Annotated in this window: 17 protein-coding genes; 12 read left to right on the top strand and 5 right to left on the bottom strand. The window is 54.7% G+C overall.

Features of this window, described 5'->3' with window-relative positions:
• Nucleotides 1-34: 34 nt before the first annotated feature.
• The 11 genes from tgt (at nt 35) to LAO21_09310 (ending at nt 11,816) form a co-directional block, all read left to right on the top strand.
• On the top strand, nt 35-1,180 hold the full coding sequence (gene tgt / locus LAO21_09360; protein ID MBZ5552915.1) for a tRNA guanosine(34) transglycosylase Tgt: 1,146 nt from the start codon (nt 35-37) through the stop codon (nt 1,178-1,180).
• A gap of 132 nt (nt 1,181-1,312) precedes the next feature.
• Nucleotides 1,313-1,636 carry a preprotein translocase subunit YajC gene (gene yajC, locus LAO21_09355; GenBank protein MBZ5552914.1) on the top strand — a complete coding sequence of 108 codons (324 nt, stop codon included), beginning with the start codon at nt 1,313-1,315 and terminating at the stop codon, nt 1,634-1,636.
• A 165-nt stretch (nt 1,637-1,801) separates the two neighbouring features.
• A complete protein-coding gene (gene secD / locus LAO21_09350) occupies nt 1,802-3,418 on the top strand; it encodes a protein translocase subunit SecD (GenBank protein MBZ5552913.1) in 1,617 nt (538 codons plus the stop codon).
• A gap of 107 nt (nt 3,419-3,525) precedes the next feature.
• Nucleotides 3,526-4,731, top strand: a complete 1,206-nt coding sequence (gene secF / locus LAO21_09345) for a protein translocase subunit SecF (protein MBZ5552912.1) — start codon at nt 3,526-3,528, stop codon at nt 4,729-4,731.
• A 375-nt stretch (nt 4,732-5,106) separates the two neighbouring features.
• Complete coding sequence (locus LAO21_09340) at nt 5,107-5,865, top strand: TonB family protein (protein MBZ5552911.1); 759 nt, start codon at nt 5,107-5,109, stop codon at nt 5,863-5,865.
• Between the two features lie 199 nt (nt 5,866-6,064).
• On the top strand, nt 6,065-6,706 hold the full coding sequence (locus LAO21_09335; GenBank protein ID MBZ5552910.1) for a MotA/TolQ/ExbB proton channel family protein: 642 nt from the start codon (nt 6,065-6,067) through the stop codon (nt 6,704-6,706).
• A 60-nt stretch (nt 6,707-6,766) separates the two neighbouring features.
• The gene (locus LAO21_09330; protein ID MBZ5552909.1) at nt 6,767-7,228 is read left to right on the top strand and encodes an ExbD/TolR family protein; all 462 of its coding nucleotides are present in this window, start codon (nt 6,767-6,769) and stop codon (nt 7,226-7,228) included.
• 261 nt (nt 7,229-7,489) lie between these two features.
• Nucleotides 7,490-7,918: a biopolymer transporter ExbD gene (locus LAO21_09325; protein ID MBZ5552908.1), complete on the top strand. Its 429-nt coding sequence runs from the start codon at nt 7,490-7,492 to the stop codon at nt 7,916-7,918.
• A 127-nt stretch (nt 7,919-8,045) separates the two neighbouring features.
• Nucleotides 8,046-8,849 (top strand): tetratricopeptide repeat protein, encoded by an 804-nt coding sequence (locus LAO21_09320; protein ID MBZ5552907.1) that lies wholly within the window; start codon nt 8,046-8,048, stop codon nt 8,847-8,849.
• 334 nt (nt 8,850-9,183) lie between these two features.
• Nucleotides 9,184-11,376, top strand: coding sequence for a bifunctional (p)ppGpp synthetase/guanosine-3',5'-bis(diphosphate) 3'-pyrophosphohydrolase (locus tag LAO21_09315; protein MBZ5552906.1), 2,193 nt, complete (start codon nt 9,184-9,186; stop codon nt 11,374-11,376).
• Between the two features lie 62 nt (nt 11,377-11,438).
• Nucleotides 11,439-11,816, top strand: a complete 378-nt coding sequence (locus tag LAO21_09310; GenBank protein ID MBZ5552905.1) for a RidA family protein — start codon at nt 11,439-11,441, stop codon at nt 11,814-11,816.
• 179 nt (nt 11,817-11,995) lie between these two features.
• Here LAO21_09310 and rpmB read toward each other — a convergent pair whose 3' ends face one another.
• The gene (rpmB, locus tag LAO21_09305; protein MBZ5552904.1) at nt 11,996-12,187 is read right to left on the bottom strand and encodes a 50S ribosomal protein L28; all 192 of its coding nucleotides are present in this window, start codon (nt 12,185-12,187) and stop codon (nt 11,996-11,998) included.
• A 406-nt stretch (nt 12,188-12,593) separates the two neighbouring features.
• Between rpmB and LAO21_09300 the strand changes: the two genes are divergently transcribed.
• On the top strand, nt 12,594-13,616 hold the full coding sequence (locus LAO21_09300; GenBank protein MBZ5552903.1) for a SurA N-terminal domain-containing protein: 1,023 nt from the start codon (nt 12,594-12,596) through the stop codon (nt 13,614-13,616).
• Between the two features lie 63 nt (nt 13,617-13,679).
• Here LAO21_09300 and LAO21_09295 read toward each other — a convergent pair whose 3' ends face one another.
• The 4 genes from LAO21_09295 to LAO21_09280 all read right to left on the bottom strand — a co-directional run bounded on the left by LAO21_09295 (nt 13,680) and on the right by LAO21_09280 (nt 16,179).
• Nucleotides 13,680-14,189, bottom strand: coding sequence for an HNH endonuclease (locus tag LAO21_09295; GenBank protein MBZ5552902.1), 510 nt, complete (start codon nt 14,187-14,189; stop codon nt 13,680-13,682).
• Between the two features lie 88 nt (nt 14,190-14,277).
• Complete coding sequence (locus LAO21_09290) at nt 14,278-15,066, bottom strand: ComF family protein (protein ID MBZ5552901.1); 789 nt, start codon at nt 15,064-15,066, stop codon at nt 14,278-14,280.
• A 101-nt stretch (nt 15,067-15,167) separates the two neighbouring features.
• Complete coding sequence (locus LAO21_09285) at nt 15,168-15,524, bottom strand: TraR/DksA family transcriptional regulator (GenBank protein MBZ5552900.1); 357 nt, start codon at nt 15,522-15,524, stop codon at nt 15,168-15,170.
• Between the two features lie 157 nt (nt 15,525-15,681).
• The gene (locus LAO21_09280; protein MBZ5552899.1) at nt 15,682-16,179 is read right to left on the bottom strand and encodes a hypothetical protein; all 498 of its coding nucleotides are present in this window, start codon (nt 16,177-16,179) and stop codon (nt 15,682-15,684) included.
• Nucleotides 16,180-16,751 lie beyond the last annotated feature (572 nt).

The raw sequence follows: 16,751 nt of genomic DNA, 5'->3' as shown, positions 1-16,751 counted from the left end.
CCTTCTTTGATTTGGCTCAAGTATCCTCGCTCCCATGACTTCACCCCTCCAGTTTCAGATTCTTCATACCGACGGGGCCTCGCGCCTGGGGAGACTTGTCACGCCTCACGGGGAGATCGAGACGCCCGTGTTCATGCCGGTGGGTACGGCGGGGACCGTGAAGTCGCTCACGCAGGAACAGCTCGAGGACCTGGATGTCCGGGTCATTCTGGCCAACACCTACCATCTGTATCTGCGGCCCGGCGACGAGCTCATCCGCCAGTTAGGAGGCCTCCACCGGTTCATTTCCTGGCCGCGAGCCCTGCTGACCGACAGCGGGGGATTCCAGGTTTTTTCCATGAGCGACTTGCGTGAAATCACGGAAGAGGGAGTTCGTTTCCGGTCCCATTATGACGGCTCTTCGCATTTCTTTTCGCCGGAGCGTTCCGTGGAAGTCCAGATGAACCTCGGCGCCGACATCATCATGTGTTTTGATGACTGCACCCCCTTTCCCTGCTCTCACGAACATGCTAACCAGTCGATGTTGATGACGGTGCGTTGGGCGGAACGATGCAAGAATTACCTCGAGCAGCGTCAGCGGTCGGATGAGAGGGCAGACCAGGCGCTGTTCGGCATTGTGCAAGGCAGCGTTTATGCCGATTTGCGCAAGGATTGCGTGGACCACTTGCTCGCAATGGAATTCCCCGGATACGCCCTCGGGGGGCTCAGCGTCGGAGAATCAAAAGAGAAGATGTTTGAAATGGTCGAGGCCACTGCTCCGCTGCTGCCGTCGGACCGCCCCCGGTACCTGATGGGGGTGGGGACTCCGGCCGACTTGGTCGAGGGCGTCCGCCGTGGCATTGATATGTTCGATTGTGTCCTTCCCACGCGGAATGCCCGGAACGGATGGCTGTTCACCCACGACGGGCATATTGTCATCAAGAATGAGGTTCATAAAGAGAGCGAAAAGCCGATCGATGACCGGTGTGAGTGCTTCGTCTGCAAAAGATATTCTCGGGCCTATTTGCGCCACCTGTTTCATCAAAATGAAGTGCTCTCCGCGGTCCTCAACACCTACCATAACCTCTACTTTTATCTTGACACTATGGAGCGAATCAGGCAATCTATTGCGTCTTCTCGCTTCGCAGAGTTTGCGATGAAATTCCTGTCGGAGTGGAGACAATCAGGAACATCGGATTGAGGTTCCGCTGTTTCCGTTTCGGGGGAGACGACAGGTTCCGCCCAGGGATTGGCTGCGAAGCGCATTGCCCGCACACGACCCGAAACAGTCCTGTTTGAAATCCCAACACCCATCTGATTTGAGGAATGCCCATTGAGTAGTGCGACCTTGAATTTACTGGCCCAGGCGTCAGGGGGCAGTTCTACGCTAGTCGGTTTTCTTCCACTGATCGCAATTGGCTTTATTTTCTATTTCCTCCTCATCCTTCCCGCGCAGCGACGACAAAAGAAAACCCGCGAAATGCTCACAAACCTCAAGTCGGGCGATAAGGTGGTCACTTCGGGCGGAATGCTCGGGACCATTGTGAGCCTGGACGATAGCACGGTGTCGCTTCGCGTGGCCGATCAGGTCAAAGTGCGCATGCTCAAGAGTGCGGTCGTGGGCATGCAATCTCCCGAGGATGCCAAAGAGTCGTAGTGGGACAGTGGAAGGTCCACAGCACCGGGTGGCAGACTTCACGAGTGACCCCCTCCGACTCGCAAGACAGCCGAAGTCAAAAACGGCGGAGTTGTGTTTACAGAAGGACAAAGCAAGTCAGAGGTTGAACTTCGAGAGATTGTTAAGGGAAGGTAGAATTGCCCCATGGACAAGAATTTGAAATGGAAAGCCCTTATTTACGGCTTGATCATTATCGGCTGCCTCTATGGCTTTATTGGGTATCCCCACGTCCCGGGGTCATGGAGCGCGATTAAGCAGAATTTCTCCGAGCGCATTCAGCTCGGCCTGGATCTGAAAGGGGGCACTTATCTCATCATCCAGGTCATGACGGATGATGCGATCAATGCTGAGACGGATCAGACCATTGAATTGATTCGGACGGAACTGTTGAACCGGCAAATCACCTCGGCCGACCTGCGAAAGCGCGATCTGGACCACGTCGAGGTCCGGGGGATTGATTCTTCGCGTGCCGCCGATTTCCGGGAGATGTTCAACGACAAGTTTACCGGCTCGTGGGACCTCTCTTCATTGGCGGGCGATGTCAGTGGCTTTACCCTGGGGATGAAGCCGTCGGTGGAATCCGAGTTGCGCACGGAAGCCGTAAAGCAGACGGTCCAGACGCTTCGCAACCGGATCGATGCCTTGGGAGTCACCGAACCCGTCATTCAAGAACGGTCTGCAGGTTCATATGAAGTTCTGGTACAACTGCCTGGGATGGATGATCCCGAAAAGGTCGACCGCGTGATCGGCCAACCCGCGATCCTGGAATTGAAAATCGTCAAGGATGGTCCCTTCCCGACTCAACAAGCCGCTTTGGCGGGTCACGGAAACACGGTCCCCCCCGATTTGGAACTCTTGAAATCAGTGGAGAAATCTGCACCCGGCCAGCCTTCCACAGAACAATGGTACTTCGTCGACCGCGTGGCCTCGATCACGGGCCGCGATTTGAAGGGAGCCCGACCCCAACTGGACGAAAATGGCCGGCCCGCAGTGGGATTCACCCTCAACAATGCCGGGGCGGTTCGATTCTCTCAAGTCACCCAGCAAAACCTCCACAAACAGCTTGCCATTGTTCTTGACCACAAGATTCAATCCGCTCCTGAGATTCAAAGCCAGATTAGCGATTCGGGTCAGATTACCGGCAACTTCAGCCAGGTCCAGGCTGAGGAGTTGGCCTTGGTGCTTCGTTCCGGAGCTCTGCCGGCAAGCCTCAAGTACCTGCAAAAAGTCACAGTTGGACCATCACTCGGCAACGATTCTATCCGCGAGGGTATCCTGGCCTCGATCGTGGGGCTTGCCATGGTGGTGGTCTTCATGGTGATTTATTACAAGTTATCTGGTGTGAACGCGGTGACAGCTTTGCTCTTCAATCTGATTATCCTTCTTGCCGCCCTGGCTTATTTTGGGGCGACCCTGACCCTGCCCGGGATCGCAGGAGTTATTTTGACCATCGGTATGGCGGTGGACTCGAATGTTCTTGTTTTTGAACGGATCCGTGAGGAGCTCCGCTTGGGAAAGAACGTGGTTTCCGCCATCGATCGCGGCTTTTCCAACGCATTTCGGACGATCATCGATACCCATGTAACTACCATTGTTTCTGCTCTTTTCCTGTTTCTGTTCGGGACCGGCCCGGTCAAGGGATTCGCCGTGACCCTTACCGTTGGTCTGGCCGCAAACGTTTTTACGGCAGTTTATGTGTCCCGATTGATTTTTGACTGGCATGTCAGTAACCAGCCGCGCAGTGCCACTTTGAGTATTTAGATTCTTAATCTTTGAAAATTTTGGAACTTCCAGATTTCGATCGGTGTCTATATTCAGTGAGATGATCGAAGTTTGGAAGCTCGACCGGCGAAGGAGTCTCAGGCTCGATGGAATTTTTTCATAATCCAAATTTTGATTTTCTCAAGTACAAGTGGGTCTTGATCGGTCTCTCGTTGGTCTTGAGTGTGGCCGGGATCATTTCCCTCATCGCGAAGGGCGGCCCCCGGTACGGCATCGATTTTCGGGGCGGAACAAATGTCTATGTCAAATTCAAGGATAAGCCGCCCATCGAACGTATCCGTGCTGAATTGAAAAGGCGGGTGTCGGGAGAGAATTCGATACAGCAGTTCGGCTTGCAATCAAACCATGAGGTAATGATTGGACTCGACCTCTCGGGTGAGTCTCAACAGGATCTCGATACCGGCAGGCAGGACATACTGGCGACTTTGAAAGTGGTTTACCCGAGTACTGCCGCGGGAGAAGGTAAGCTGGATTTGAACAATGTGGGACCGGCCACCTTCGCCGACCGGATGATCGCCCTGGATCCGCTGAAGCTGGCGCCTTCCAAGGGACAGACCCAGGCGCAAGATTTTTATAAGGATGCGGCTGATCGGATCGTCAAGTACCGGGATTTGCATGGCGGGTTGATTGCTTCGGTGGATGAGCTGGTGGCAGGAGCCGGCATCACCAGGGAACTGGCCGGGGTCCTCAGCAACAGCTTCTACCTTTCTGACTACGCCATCAAGAACTCGGAGGTGGTGGGTCCCAAGGTAGGCAAGGACCTGCGACGGCAAGCATTACAGGCTTCCTTGTACGCCTTGGCAGGAATGCTGATCTATATTGCATTCCGGTTTGAAACCATTTATGGGGTGGCCGCAGTCATTGCAACATTTCATGATGTCATCATCACCATCGGGTTCTTTTCCCTGTTTAACAAGGAAATTACCCTGACGGTGATCGCGGGGTTCTTGACCCTGATTGGCTATTCCATGAACGACACCATCGTGGTTTTTGACCGGATCCGTGAAAACGTGAAACTCATGAGGCGCGAGCCGCTGGCGCGGATTGTCAATCTGTCGATTAATCAGACGCTGAGCCGGACGATTCTGACCTCCGGGCTGACCTTCCTGACGGTGATGTCGTTGTTCCTGTTTGGAGGGGAAGTGATTCACGGTTTTGCATTCTGCCTCGTGGTGGGCATCTTGATTGGGACATACTCCTCCATCGCCATTGCGGCCCCTATTGTCTTGGGGTGGGTGGAGTATCGTGCGGGCAGGAAGCAAGCCGTCAAGGCGGCCGCGGCGGCCCGGTGATTCGGGAATGAGCGCCCCATAGGCATCTCCCTTCGGGAGGAGCCGAGAGGGCCGGAGGGGGCGAAAAGGATCAGGTCGGAGTGGCTGCCCGACCGGTGGAGAACACGATTGACAAGCCAAATTGAAAGGCATACGATTTGAAATCTGAGGGCGTAGTTCCAGCATCTTATTCATTCGCGAAGCCAGGTTTCCTCGAAGTATACCCATACGATTTGTTTTCCAAGGTTTAGAAGAGACTCGGTACGCGTGTAATCATAGGTTTCGCCGTTCGATGCATCTCCCGTCGTCAGGCCCGAGGCGGGCGCTGTTTTTGAACTTTTTTGGATTGACACATTTTTTTGCGTGTATTTTTTGATTTGAAGGGAGGGAGAGCGCATGTTTGAGCATCTCGTCGAATCGGGAGGGACCGCTGAGGCGACGAAAAAACCTGTTACGGTTGTCCTGTCGATGGTTATCCACACAGTGGTGATTGCGATCTTGATCCTGATCCCACTGATTTACACCGAAGCGCTCCCTAAACAACAACTGCTGACCTTCCTGTTGACGGCCCCACCGCCGCCACCACCGCCACCGCCACCACCGGCTGCCACGATGGTGAAGGTGCAGAAGGTCGTTTCCCAGATTGTTGAGGGACAGCTTCAGACGCCAAAAGAAATTCCAAAAGAAATTGCAAAAATCATGGAAGATGCCCCGCCCCCGCCGTCCACGGGCGGTGTAGTCGGGGGTGTTGAAGGAGGTATGGTTGGCGGTTCGGTTGGAGGCGTGATCGGAGGATTGATCTCCAAGAGCGCCGCAGCCCCTCCCCCGCCGCCTCCCAGGATCGAGGCTCCCAAGCCGGTGCAGCGGATTCGGGTAGGTGGAAATGTCCAGCAGGCGAATTTGATTTCTTCGCCGAGGCCGGCTTATCCCCCGCTGGCGAAATCGGCCCGCATCCAGGGATCAGTGGTCTTGGAAGCCGTCATCTCCAAGCAGGGGACGGTCGAGAATTTGACTGTGATCCAGGGACACCCCTTGCTGGTTCAGTCGGCCTTGGATGCCGTCAAACAGTGGCGGTACCGACCCACCCTGTTGAATGGAGAGCCGGTCGAGGTCATCACGACGATTACTGTGAATTTCTCCCTGACCGGTGGTTAGAAAAAGAAATCGTTGCCGGCCCGGCGCATCGGGACCCATACTAGGGCAATGCGCGGAGCCGGCGCCAACAACCAATCGTTCTCAACATCTTTAGGAGGAAGGTTAATTTATGCTTTTCGTCTTTTCCAAACTTAATCTGTTAGCGCTCCTGCTCATGCAGGGTGAGGTAGGCTTTGATCTGGTCAGTATGTGGAAGCAGATGGGGGTTCCCGCAAAGGCCGTCGTTGTGATCCTCTTTATCATGTCGGCATGGTCGATTGGGGTAATGATTGACCGCTGGTTTACGTATTCCTCGGCGCGCAAGCAGTCGCGTGATTTTGCGCCGGCCGTGGCAGGCTGTCTGAAGGAAGGCAAAATCGAAGAGGCGATCAGTGTCTGCGAGCAGAACAAGAAGAGCCACCTGGCCAAGGTGCTCATTACCGGGTTGCAGGAATTCGAGGCCCATCAGGCCAGTACAGAAATCCCGGGAGAGGAAATTGATGCGTCAAAGCGGGCCCTCCAGCGCTCGGCCGCCATTGTGAATGCGGAGTTGAAGCGTGGACTGTCCGGCCTGGCGACCATCGGTTCGGTCTCTCCCTTCGTCGGCTTGTTCGGAACGGTCGTCGGCATCATCAACGCCTTCAAGGGGATTTCGACGGAAAAGGCAACGGGTCTGTCGGCAGTCGCCGGAGGAATTTCCGAAGCCCTCGTGACCACCGCATTCGGTCTGCTGGTTGCGATTCCGGCCGTAATGGCCTTCAATTACTTCACTGGCAAGGTGGAAGCCTTCGCGGTTGAGATGGACAATTCCTCATCCGAACTCGTTGACTTTTTCCTGAAGCGTCGCGGCGGGAAGCATTAGGCCTCTCGGAAGATGATGCAGCATAGGCTTTGAATTGACATCTTTTTGAGGAGGTTAACTATGCCTTTCCTGGGTGGTGCAGAAACAAGGGAGAGCTCGGTCAAGAGCGATATCAACGTCACCCCGATGGTTGACATCATGCTCGTGCTGCTGATCATCTTCATGGTGGTGACGCCCATGTTGCAACACGGCGTGTCGGTCGATTTAGCAAAGGCCAAGAATCCCCGCGAAATGAAGGAGGGCGACAAGGACGACGCCATTCTCATCGCGGTCCAGCGCGACGGGCGTTATTTCCTGGGCTCGGATGAGGTCAAGAAAGATGCCATCACGCAGAAAGTCAAAGACCTGCTCGAGCGAAAAGCGGGCGACAAGACCGTTTATGTGAAGAGCGACCGCCGCGCAAAGTATGGAGATGTGGCTGCCGTCGTCGATGAAGTGCGTGCGGCGGGTGTCGATTCGCTGGGATTGATAACGGAGAAGGAAGAAGAGAGAAAGAGTAAACCACCTTCCGGAGGTCAGTGAAGGGCAGGATGATCGTTTTTTTGCTGTTACGGCGCGGTCCCTCTTTCAGGTTATCCTAAAGCAGTCAGGGACAGCTTTGAGACCGTAATAATCAATGAGGTGAGCGCTCAAGGTTGAATTAAGGGCCTCCCGATAGACTGAGCTGATGAGGGGGGCATGCCGGAGAGGTTAAAGGGCTCATCCGGCAGTCAGTGGGATCAGTTCAAGTAGATGCACTGACTTTGGTGCCCACCAGAACTTATTTTTGCTGGAGGAAACGCCATGGCAATGGGAGTTGGAACGGGCCACGGCCCGAAGTCGGATATCAACATGACGCCGATGATCGACATTCTGCTGGTCCTGATCATCATCTTTCTCGTGATCACGCCGATCATCTCGAAAGGGTTAGACGCGCTAGTGCCCCAGCCGCCGAAGAAGGACCAGCCCGCGGCGGATCCCAAGGACATCCGGACTATTATTGTGGTCATCGACAAGGATGGGTTGCTGAAAATCAATCAGGAGCCCACGACCTGGGATACGCTGGGTCCCCGGCTGGATGATATTTTCAAGACCCGCAGTGAGCGCGTCATGTTTGTCAAAGGCGACGACGCAACCTTGTTCGACAAGATCATCCGCATCATTGATATCGCCAAGGGGGCGGGCGTCGACAAAATCGGGTTGATCACTGAGAAGATCCAGATGGGGCAGTAGCAGAAAGGGAAGAAGGTGCAATTTTTTGTGCTTCCCAATCTCCTGTACCTTCCTGTTCAGAAGGGCGAAATCAATGCCCATGCGGCCCTCTTTGAAGGCTAACCATTCATACACCGGAGGCAGTCGGATGAATTCTCGGAATTGGAAGAAAACTGCAATCTTATTGGGAATTATTGCCCTCATGTTCGGGTCCATGGCCTGCAGTCGGCTCAAGGCCCGCGATCGACTGAACAAGGGTGTCCGGGCTTATCGTGATCAGAGATACCAGGCGGCGGTCGATTTTTTCAAGGAGGCGGTCGCGCTGGATCCCTCTTTGACCAACGCAAAGCTTTATCTCGCCACGGCCTATGCCACGCAGTATGTCCCCGGGGTGGAGTCGGAAGAGAATAAACGGACGGGCGAAGAGGCCATCAAAGCCTTTCAGGAGGTGCTGAACTCTGACCCCCAGAACGGCAGCAGTATCGCCGGAATCGCCTCAATCTATTTCAATATGGGGAAGTTTGACGAGGCCAAGAAGTGGTACAAGAAGCGGACTGAAATCGAGCCCGGCAATGCCGAACCCTACTACTCAATCGGGGTGGTCGACTGGACCTTAACTTATAAGGCAAACCTGGAGGCCCGCGTTAATCGGCTGAATAACCTGCCTGCGAAAGAACCCTTGCCCCCGAAGGAGCGCGATCCCTTCCGGGAGCAATTTGGAGCGGCGGTGGATGATGGGCTCGCCGCACTGAGAAAGGCCGTGGAAATCAATCCGGAATACGACGACGCGATGGCCTATTTGAACTTGCTCTACCGGCAGAAAGCAGACATGGAATCGGATGCGACGGCACGCGAAACGGATTTGAATGAAGCCGACAAATGGTTTCAGAAAGCCAAGGACATCAAGTTCAAGAAAGAACAGCAGACAGCACCCGCACAACCCGCACAGTAATCAGACACCCCGGCACTTAAGAGAGCCCTGGTCCACAGCATGAGCAGTGGACCGGGGCTTTTTTTATCGGACAATTTCCAAGCAGGAACATGATTTCAGACGGAGGCCGAGAACCAGATCCTCCGGGTTATGGAGCACTTGCCTTCGCGCCATCGAAGTGTGATTGAAGGAAACCAAACGTTGTTGCAGTCCAACTAGTGCGTTTATCCGCTCTTCTCTGTGTCTTTGGCTTTTGGAATTAGGGTTTTGTTTGAAATTTGGATTTTGACGATTGGATTTTGGTCCAAGTATTTGCATTTTGGAATTTCTTCGATAAACTGCGTATAATTCACAGATGACATCCTTCGACGACATTCTGGGCAAGGTTCGGGAGTATCGTCCCGGCGACGACCTTTCCCTGCTTCAAAAGGCCTATGAGTTTGCCGCCGCGCAGCATCAGGGCCAGAAGCGGTCCTCAGGAGACCCCTATCTTTCCCACCCCCTGGCGGTGGCCGCCATCCTTGCGGAGATGAAACTGGACCCCAAGAGCGTTTGTGTCGGGCTGCTTCACGACATCGTCGAGGATACAGGGACCCCTCTTAAGGTCGTCGAGGAGAAGTTTGGCCCCGAGGTGGCTCACATCGTGGATGGGGTCACGAAGATGAGCAAGATCCAATTCACCTCGGCCGAGGAACGGCAGGCGGAGAATTTTCGGAAGATGATGCTCGCGATCGTCGATGACATCCGCGTCATCCTGGTCAAGCTCGCCGACCGTCTGCACAACATGCGCACTTTGCAGCATCTTCCACAGGAAAAACAAGAGCGTATCGCACGGGAAACGATGGAAATCTATGGTCCTATCGCCCATCGCCTGGGCATGGGGAAGATGCGCGGCGAGTTGGAGGACCTGTCGTTCTGCTTTCTCGAACCCAGCATATACGGGGATTTGAAAGATCAGGTGGAGAAGAAACGGAAGGTGAATGAGGCGTTTCTGGCGGAAGTGCAATCGATGGTGGCAGGGAAGATGAAGGAGAGTGACATTCCCGTTCAGCTGCAAGGCCGCATCAAACGCATCTTCAGTATCTACCAAAAAATGAAGCGGCAACGCATCACGTTGGATCAGGTTTACGATCTGCTGGCGGTCCGGATTATCACCGACTCCGTTCGCAACTGTTACGCCGCCCTCGGTATCATTCACAACGCGTGGCGGCCGGTGCCGGGACGGATCAAGGATTATATTGCCATGCCCCGGCCCAACCTGTATCAGTCGTTGCACACCTCGGTCATCAGTTCGACCGGGCAGGCCTTCGAAGTCCAGATTCGAACGCAGGAGATGCATCGCATCGCGGAGATGGGAATTGCGGCCCACTGGAAATACAAAGAGGGGCGCACGGTAGATCAAGACGAGGATTCGCGCATCAACTGGCTGCGTCAACTGGTGGAATGGCAGCAGGATATGCGGGATCCGGGCGAGTTCCTCTCCACCCTTAAAATCGATCTCTACCCGGAGGAGGTGTACACCTTCACCCCCAAAGGGAAGGTCGTCATTCTCCCGCGCGAGGCCACGCCCATCGACTTCGCCTATGCGATCCACACCGACGTGGGAAACCAGTGCGTCCAGTCGAAGGTCAATGGGCGGATCGTGCCGTTGCGGTACAAGCTGCGCAACGGAGACATCGTGGAAATCCTCACTCAGTCGGGACACATGCCGAGCCGGGACTGGCTTTCCTGGGTCAAGACCTCCAAAGCGCGCAACAAAATCCGCCACTGGCTGAATGTTCAGCAGCGCGAGCGGGCCATCGACGTCGGCAAGCGCCTTCTCGAAAAAGAGGCCCGCAATTTCAGCGTGAACCTCAAGAAGACGATTGATGAAATCGACATCGGTCCCATTGCCGCGGAATACGGATGTCACTCCGTGGATGACCTTTATTCGGGGATGGGGTTCGGAAAGATCTCGGCTCGGAACCTGCTTGCGAAATTGCTCCCGAACCGTGCCTTTGACGAACAGACCGCGGTCAAAGACTCCAAGCTCACTTCCGTGGTCAAGAAGGTATTCGGGATTTCCAGCTCCGATTCAATTGAGGTGAAGGGGGTGGATGGCCTGCTGGTCTATCGCGCGAGATGCTGCAATCCGATCCGCGGCGAAGAGATCGTCGGATATATCACGCGAGGGAAGGGAATTGCGGTCCATGCCAAGAATTGTCCGAACGTCCAGAACCTGATCTACGATGCGGAACGGAAGATCGATGTGGAGTGGCGGGGGACGGCCGAGGAAGCGTACACCGTCCGGCTGGCCATCCACGGGGAAGACCGACAGGGCCTGCTGGCTGAAGTCACTTCCGTCATTTCCGATACGAGATCCAATATTCGGAACATCGAGGCCCGGACCTATCCGGATCAGAACGCCACCATCGATGTGACCCTGGATATCAGTGACAAGCGCCATCTCGAGAAACTGATTGGATCGCTGAAGAAGATTGACAATGTTTTTGAGGTGGAACGGATCCTGAAACCCGGTTTTGCCGCCTCCGACCGGCCCTCCGGATGATCCCGCACGCTGAAGCGGTTTCCTCTCAGGGATTCTATTTTCCTTCAAAGGAGTGACAGGGCATGAAAGAAGTTATCCAAACAAAGAACGCTCCTCAGGCGATCGGCCCCTATTCCCAGGCCATAAAAGTGAACGGGATGGTTTTCGCCTCCGGACAAATTCCATTGGATCCCCAAACGCAGCAGATGATCGAGGGGGACATCTCCACCCAGACCGAACGGGTGTTGCGAAACCTGGAAGGGGTCCTCGCAGCGGCGGGAAGCGGCCTGGATAAGGTCATCAAGACAACCGTTTTCCTGGCAGATATCGGTGAGTTTCCCAAGATGAATGAAGTCTACGGGAAGTTTTTCAGGGAGAATCGACCGGCTCGCTCAACCGTTGGAGTGGCCCGCCTTCCCAAGGATGCGCGCGTGGAGATTGATGTCATTGCGTTGGCCTGACAGGGAGGTGCACCCTGGATTTCAGTGTGGTGGGAAGCTGTGACAGGCGCTCGTCCGGGTGGGATGAAGACTTGAACGGGTATTGAATCCCCGCCTGCTTGACTGAGGGGGGACAAGGCTGACTCTCAGAATGACGGGGTCGCAGCCGATTCAAACGAGGCAGGAGAATCGGGATGTAATCAGGCTGCTTTGACTACACGGTTGGAGCGGATACATCGGGTGCAGGCCCGGACCGTGGTACGGGCCCCGTTAACAACAGCGTGGACCCGGTGCAGATTTGGCAACCACCGTCGATTCGTCAGATTGTGGGCATGACTGACCCGATGCCCGGACACGGGTTTCTTGCCGCAGATATCACAAACTCTGGCCATACAGCTAACCTCCGAGGAACCATCAAAAGCCCGCCATTATATCGAGAAGCAGGTCCCTTGACAACCGGAAATTTGCATTCCTCAGTGGAGACAGGGGCAAAAGCCCCCTGCGAAACAGGGCCAGAATTCTCGTTCCCTGCTTCGTGAAAGGGTTCCGCTGGCTCTGAAGAGACAGAGGGTTATTCCCCGGACACGGCGGCGCTTCGAATCTGGATTCCCCCCAGGAGACTCGCTTGTGCTTGCCGCTAACCGTTGCGTCAGGAGCGGGCAATCACCGGACCGGCCAGCCACTGCGGACTAAAAAGTTGTTTTATGGATGGAATGTCGCATGGTAACATCGGCAGGTTTGTTTGCGTTATGAGACGCCGCCATCGTGGTGTGGGATTCAATTCCGAAGGAGATGCCTGTGAATCGATTAAAGTGGCAATTCATTTTGGCGGCCTTGGTCGCTGTCCTAATGATATTAATTCCTGCGTGCAATCGAAAGAGCAGTCCGGGCCGGGGAGTGCTGGCCACGGTTAATGGAAAGGAAATCAGCGAGAACGAAGTCGATCGCGTGTATCAACGGAGCATCAAAGGCCAGACGGTCCAATACTCTGAAGATCAGATCAACAGTCTCAAACTGAATATCCTGACAAGTCTGGTCAATGACCAGATCCTCCTGGAGCGGGCCGCCAAGTTGGGGTTGAACGCCACGGATACCGAGGTTGAAAACCGCCTGACCGAGCTCAAAAGCAGGAGTACCGAGGAGGAGTTTCAAAAGTCGCTGAAGGATCAGGACTACACGATGGATGAGCTGAAGCACGATTTGCAGAAGAAAATCACCATCGATAAGTTGAAGAACAAGGAAATCACCGCCAAGATTTCGATCACCGATGCTCAAATCGCGGATTACTATCAGAAGAACAAAGCGAACTTCAATTTTCCCCCGGGATACCGTTTTGCCCACATCCTCATCGCGAACGCGCCTGATGAAGGAAAGCTGAAAGAGCTTTCCCAAGCGGTGCTCAGCCGCATCCGTTCAGGTGAGGAATTTACCACCGTGGCTCAGCAGCGGTCCGATGACTCCACGCCCAATTCCCCGGGCGGACAGATTACCTTTGTGTCCGATGCCGACCTGGCGAAGACCGATCCCGCATTCAAGGCCGCAATGACGGCGTTGAAGGTGGGCGAAACCTCCGATTTGATCAGGACAAAACAGGGTTACCTGATCATCAAGCTGTTCGAAATCGAAAAGGGAGGACAACACGATTTGTCGGATCCCCGGGTGACCACCTCTGTCCGAAATGACCTCTTCGAGCAGAAGGATCGCCTGCTCACGGATGCCTTCATCGAGGATACTCGGGACGAAGCGAAAATCACAAATTACTTCGCGAAACGTATTCTTGAGAATGCGTCAAAGACCTCCGCGCCTTCACCCGCCAAGTGACCGAACCTTTAGGACCCCAATGCTAGCCGGCCGGTGAGAATTGAACCTCACAGGCCTCGCCGGTCAATAGAACAGGTATTTTCTCCAATGCTCATCCGAAGGACCGATCATTCGCATCAGCTGGCGGCTCGTGTGGAGATTAAAGGAGCGGGGTTCACGAAACAGATGGAGGCTTGATTCCGCGGGGGTTGAGTTGCCTTTCTTATGATTGCATCCCTTGCAGCAGGCGACCAGGTTCTCCCAGGTGGACGCACCGCCTCGCGATCGGGGGATCACATGGTCGAGAGTCAGTTCGTTGGGTGGAAACACGCCTCCACAGTATTGGCAGGTGTTCCGGTCGCGCAGCAGGATGTTCTTTCTTGACAAGGCGCGCGACTGACGGGGGATGTGACGAAACTCCAACAACCGGATGACAGAAGGAACCCGGATACTGAAGGTTGGAGATTTGATGAATCGAGGGTGTTCCTCCTCGGCTCGAGCCACGCCTTTTAAGACGAGCACCAGCGCTCGCCGGGCGGCGCAGATATTGATGGGTTCATAGGTGGCATTCAGGACCAGAACAGGGGTGTGCATAAAGGTCGAACGGGTTGGTTCGGTCCGGGGTGCGTGAATTTCTCCATGGACCCGGTCATGGGGTTTTGCGTTCATCATAAATCGCTGGTCATGCCGCCCTCTCTGCCGTCCCGATCGCCGCGAGCGGTGAAACTCGGGCCAGCGTCAGGGCGAAAACCTTGGCGGCCCCCTCTTCCTTCAAGACCCGGGCCAGTGAGTTCAATGTGGCCCCGGTCGTAAAGACGTCGTCCACGACCAGGCATGCCTTTCCCTGGATGGCTGCGGGTTGTCTGACCTCAAAGCATTGCGCCACATTCAGGCGGCGCTGTCGATGGCTTAAGCCCGTCTGCGAGGGGGTATTTCGAACCCGGCCTACCGCCTTGGCTGCCAGCGGCCTTCCGACCATTCCAGACAGACATTTTGCCAGAATTCCGGATTGATTGAAACCCCGCTCTTTCTCCCGTCGCCGGTGAAGGGGCATTGGGACGATCACTTCAGCCTCTTGAAGGAGGGGATAGTGAGCCCAGATTTGTGAAAGCAACTGCGCCAGTCGCGCCCCCAATCTCGCCCGCCTGCCGTACTTAAACCGATGCAACACTTCCCGCACCCTGTTCTCGTACAGCGCGTAGGAGCGACAAAAATCAAACTCGTAGAGGCCGCGGCGGCATCGGCCACAGCGCCACCCGGGAGGCACATTCGATGTGATGATGGGATCGCCACAAAGGGAGCAGACATTATCATTCAGCGGTCGCAGGGTCGACCAGCACTGAGCGCAGACCGTAGAGTCAAAGGCCCGGGTGATCAATTCGTGACAAAGGTCGCAGTGTGCGGGGAGTAGAACCGAAAAGAGGGAATCGAGGATGGGGGAGAGTGTGGCCCTCCAAAGCGGGGTTTGCAATGAATCTTGAGTCCAAACACGACTGGATTCGAAGACGACCCTCCAAATTACCTTTGCCGTGAACCGGCAACCTCCACGTGCAACCTTGAGGCTGAGTGAGGTTAATTCAAGAGTCCCTGTTCCTGCTTTTCCTGACATTCAATGCAGTGACGCGCCCACGGGACCGCCTCAAGGCGTTTCTGTTGCACTTCCTCTTCACAAACAATGCAGTGGCCGTAGGATCCTTCGCGGATCCGCCCGAGCGCCTCCTGGACAAGCTGGAGGACGTAACGATCATTGTTTGTCAAACTAAATAGAAATTCCTTCTCGTACGAATTGGATGCCTTGTCAGCAATATCCTGGCTCGGTTCTTCATCCACTTCTCGTCCGTAATGCTCCACTTTCGAGACGGTTTGGGTCAGCTCTGAATACTTGGTTTCAAGTTTCTTCTTGTAATACTCGAGACGCTTCTTTTCCATTCAGTATGCACGCCCCCCCTCAAAAATAGGGTGATATTTTACATGAACTGGGCCACCTGTCAAGGTATCCTCCATCACAGCGTGCTCCTCATGAGGTTTTCCTGATCCGGGCTCTGGCGAGGGGCTCGAATTGTTCCGGGACGACAGTTCACCCGTCTCACAACCAGTGATGCCGGTTCCTATAATAGGTTGCTTGGCGGTGAGGAAATCGCTTCTTGAAATTGAGATAGCGCTTCAACGCGCGCCTGAAACGTGCCGTGGAGGTTTTGATCTTTTGATGGGGCATGTCGATGAGCGCGCGTTCCACCACCCAAACGTTCTTTCTTGAAAGGCGCCAATTGCAACGGGGGACCAATTCATTCAAATCCGTCACTCCGAACCCCGTGATACGCCCCGTGAAATCGACATAAGGTTCGACGTAACTCATGACCAAATCCCGGATCGAGCGGAACACCGGCCGGCGTCCGTGCAGTCCGGCATCCCGAGACTTGGCAACCGTCCCCCATCGTCCCTTTTGGTGGTACAAAAACAAGACGTGATCCAGATTGTCCTTGGACTCCAGATCGAGCAGCAAGGGAGGATAACCGTGCTGTTCCATGATCGTGGCCGCTGCCAAGGCGGCTTCCAGACAATGGGCCGATCCATGGCGAGCCACCTGTCGAAAGGTGCGCAGGGTTTTCTTCTCCCAATTGTAAGGGAGATTCCTCAGGAACCCCTGAACCTGACGAGGGGTGCGACACCTTTGGATTATGTCCCATTCCTTTTGAGTAAACCTCTGTGGACCAGGAGTTTGTGGAGAGGGGACTGCATAAGGGCTGAAGACCCTTCGATGAGATGGGTTCATTGGGCCACCCTGAAATCATAGTAAATACCCAGCAAAGCTGAAGGGAGCTTGCATTTCTTCACGTTTAGATCCTGCGTGTCGCGCTCGAGAATAATGTATTGGGGGGGGCCTCCGGATGCCCTTGTCCGTTGCCCAAGGTAGCAAAAGATCCAAGTGGGAGTCAAGGCCACGTTGCCGTGAAGGAATCCTTCAAATCAAACGCGACGCATGACCGTGTGGAATTCGTCCCCAGGAATACATACTTTGCACTGGCCCCTCCTTGTGATGATTTTCCGTGCTTTCGTGTGGAAAAGAAGGTAAGATTCCCCAATTCTTAATGGGAATTACGCCGTTCCCTCTGGCAACTTCGAGGGAAGTCCAGTTCTACCGTTTCCTGGTTACTT

It is taken from the genome of Terriglobia bacterium, assembly GCA_020073085.1.
In the GTDB taxonomy this organism is placed as follows: domain Bacteria; phylum Acidobacteriota; class Terriglobia; order JAIQFV01; family JAIQFV01; genus JAIQFV01.
The sequence above is the reverse complement of the archived record's forward strand: the minus strand, read 5'-3'. Positions and strand labels throughout refer to the sequence as shown.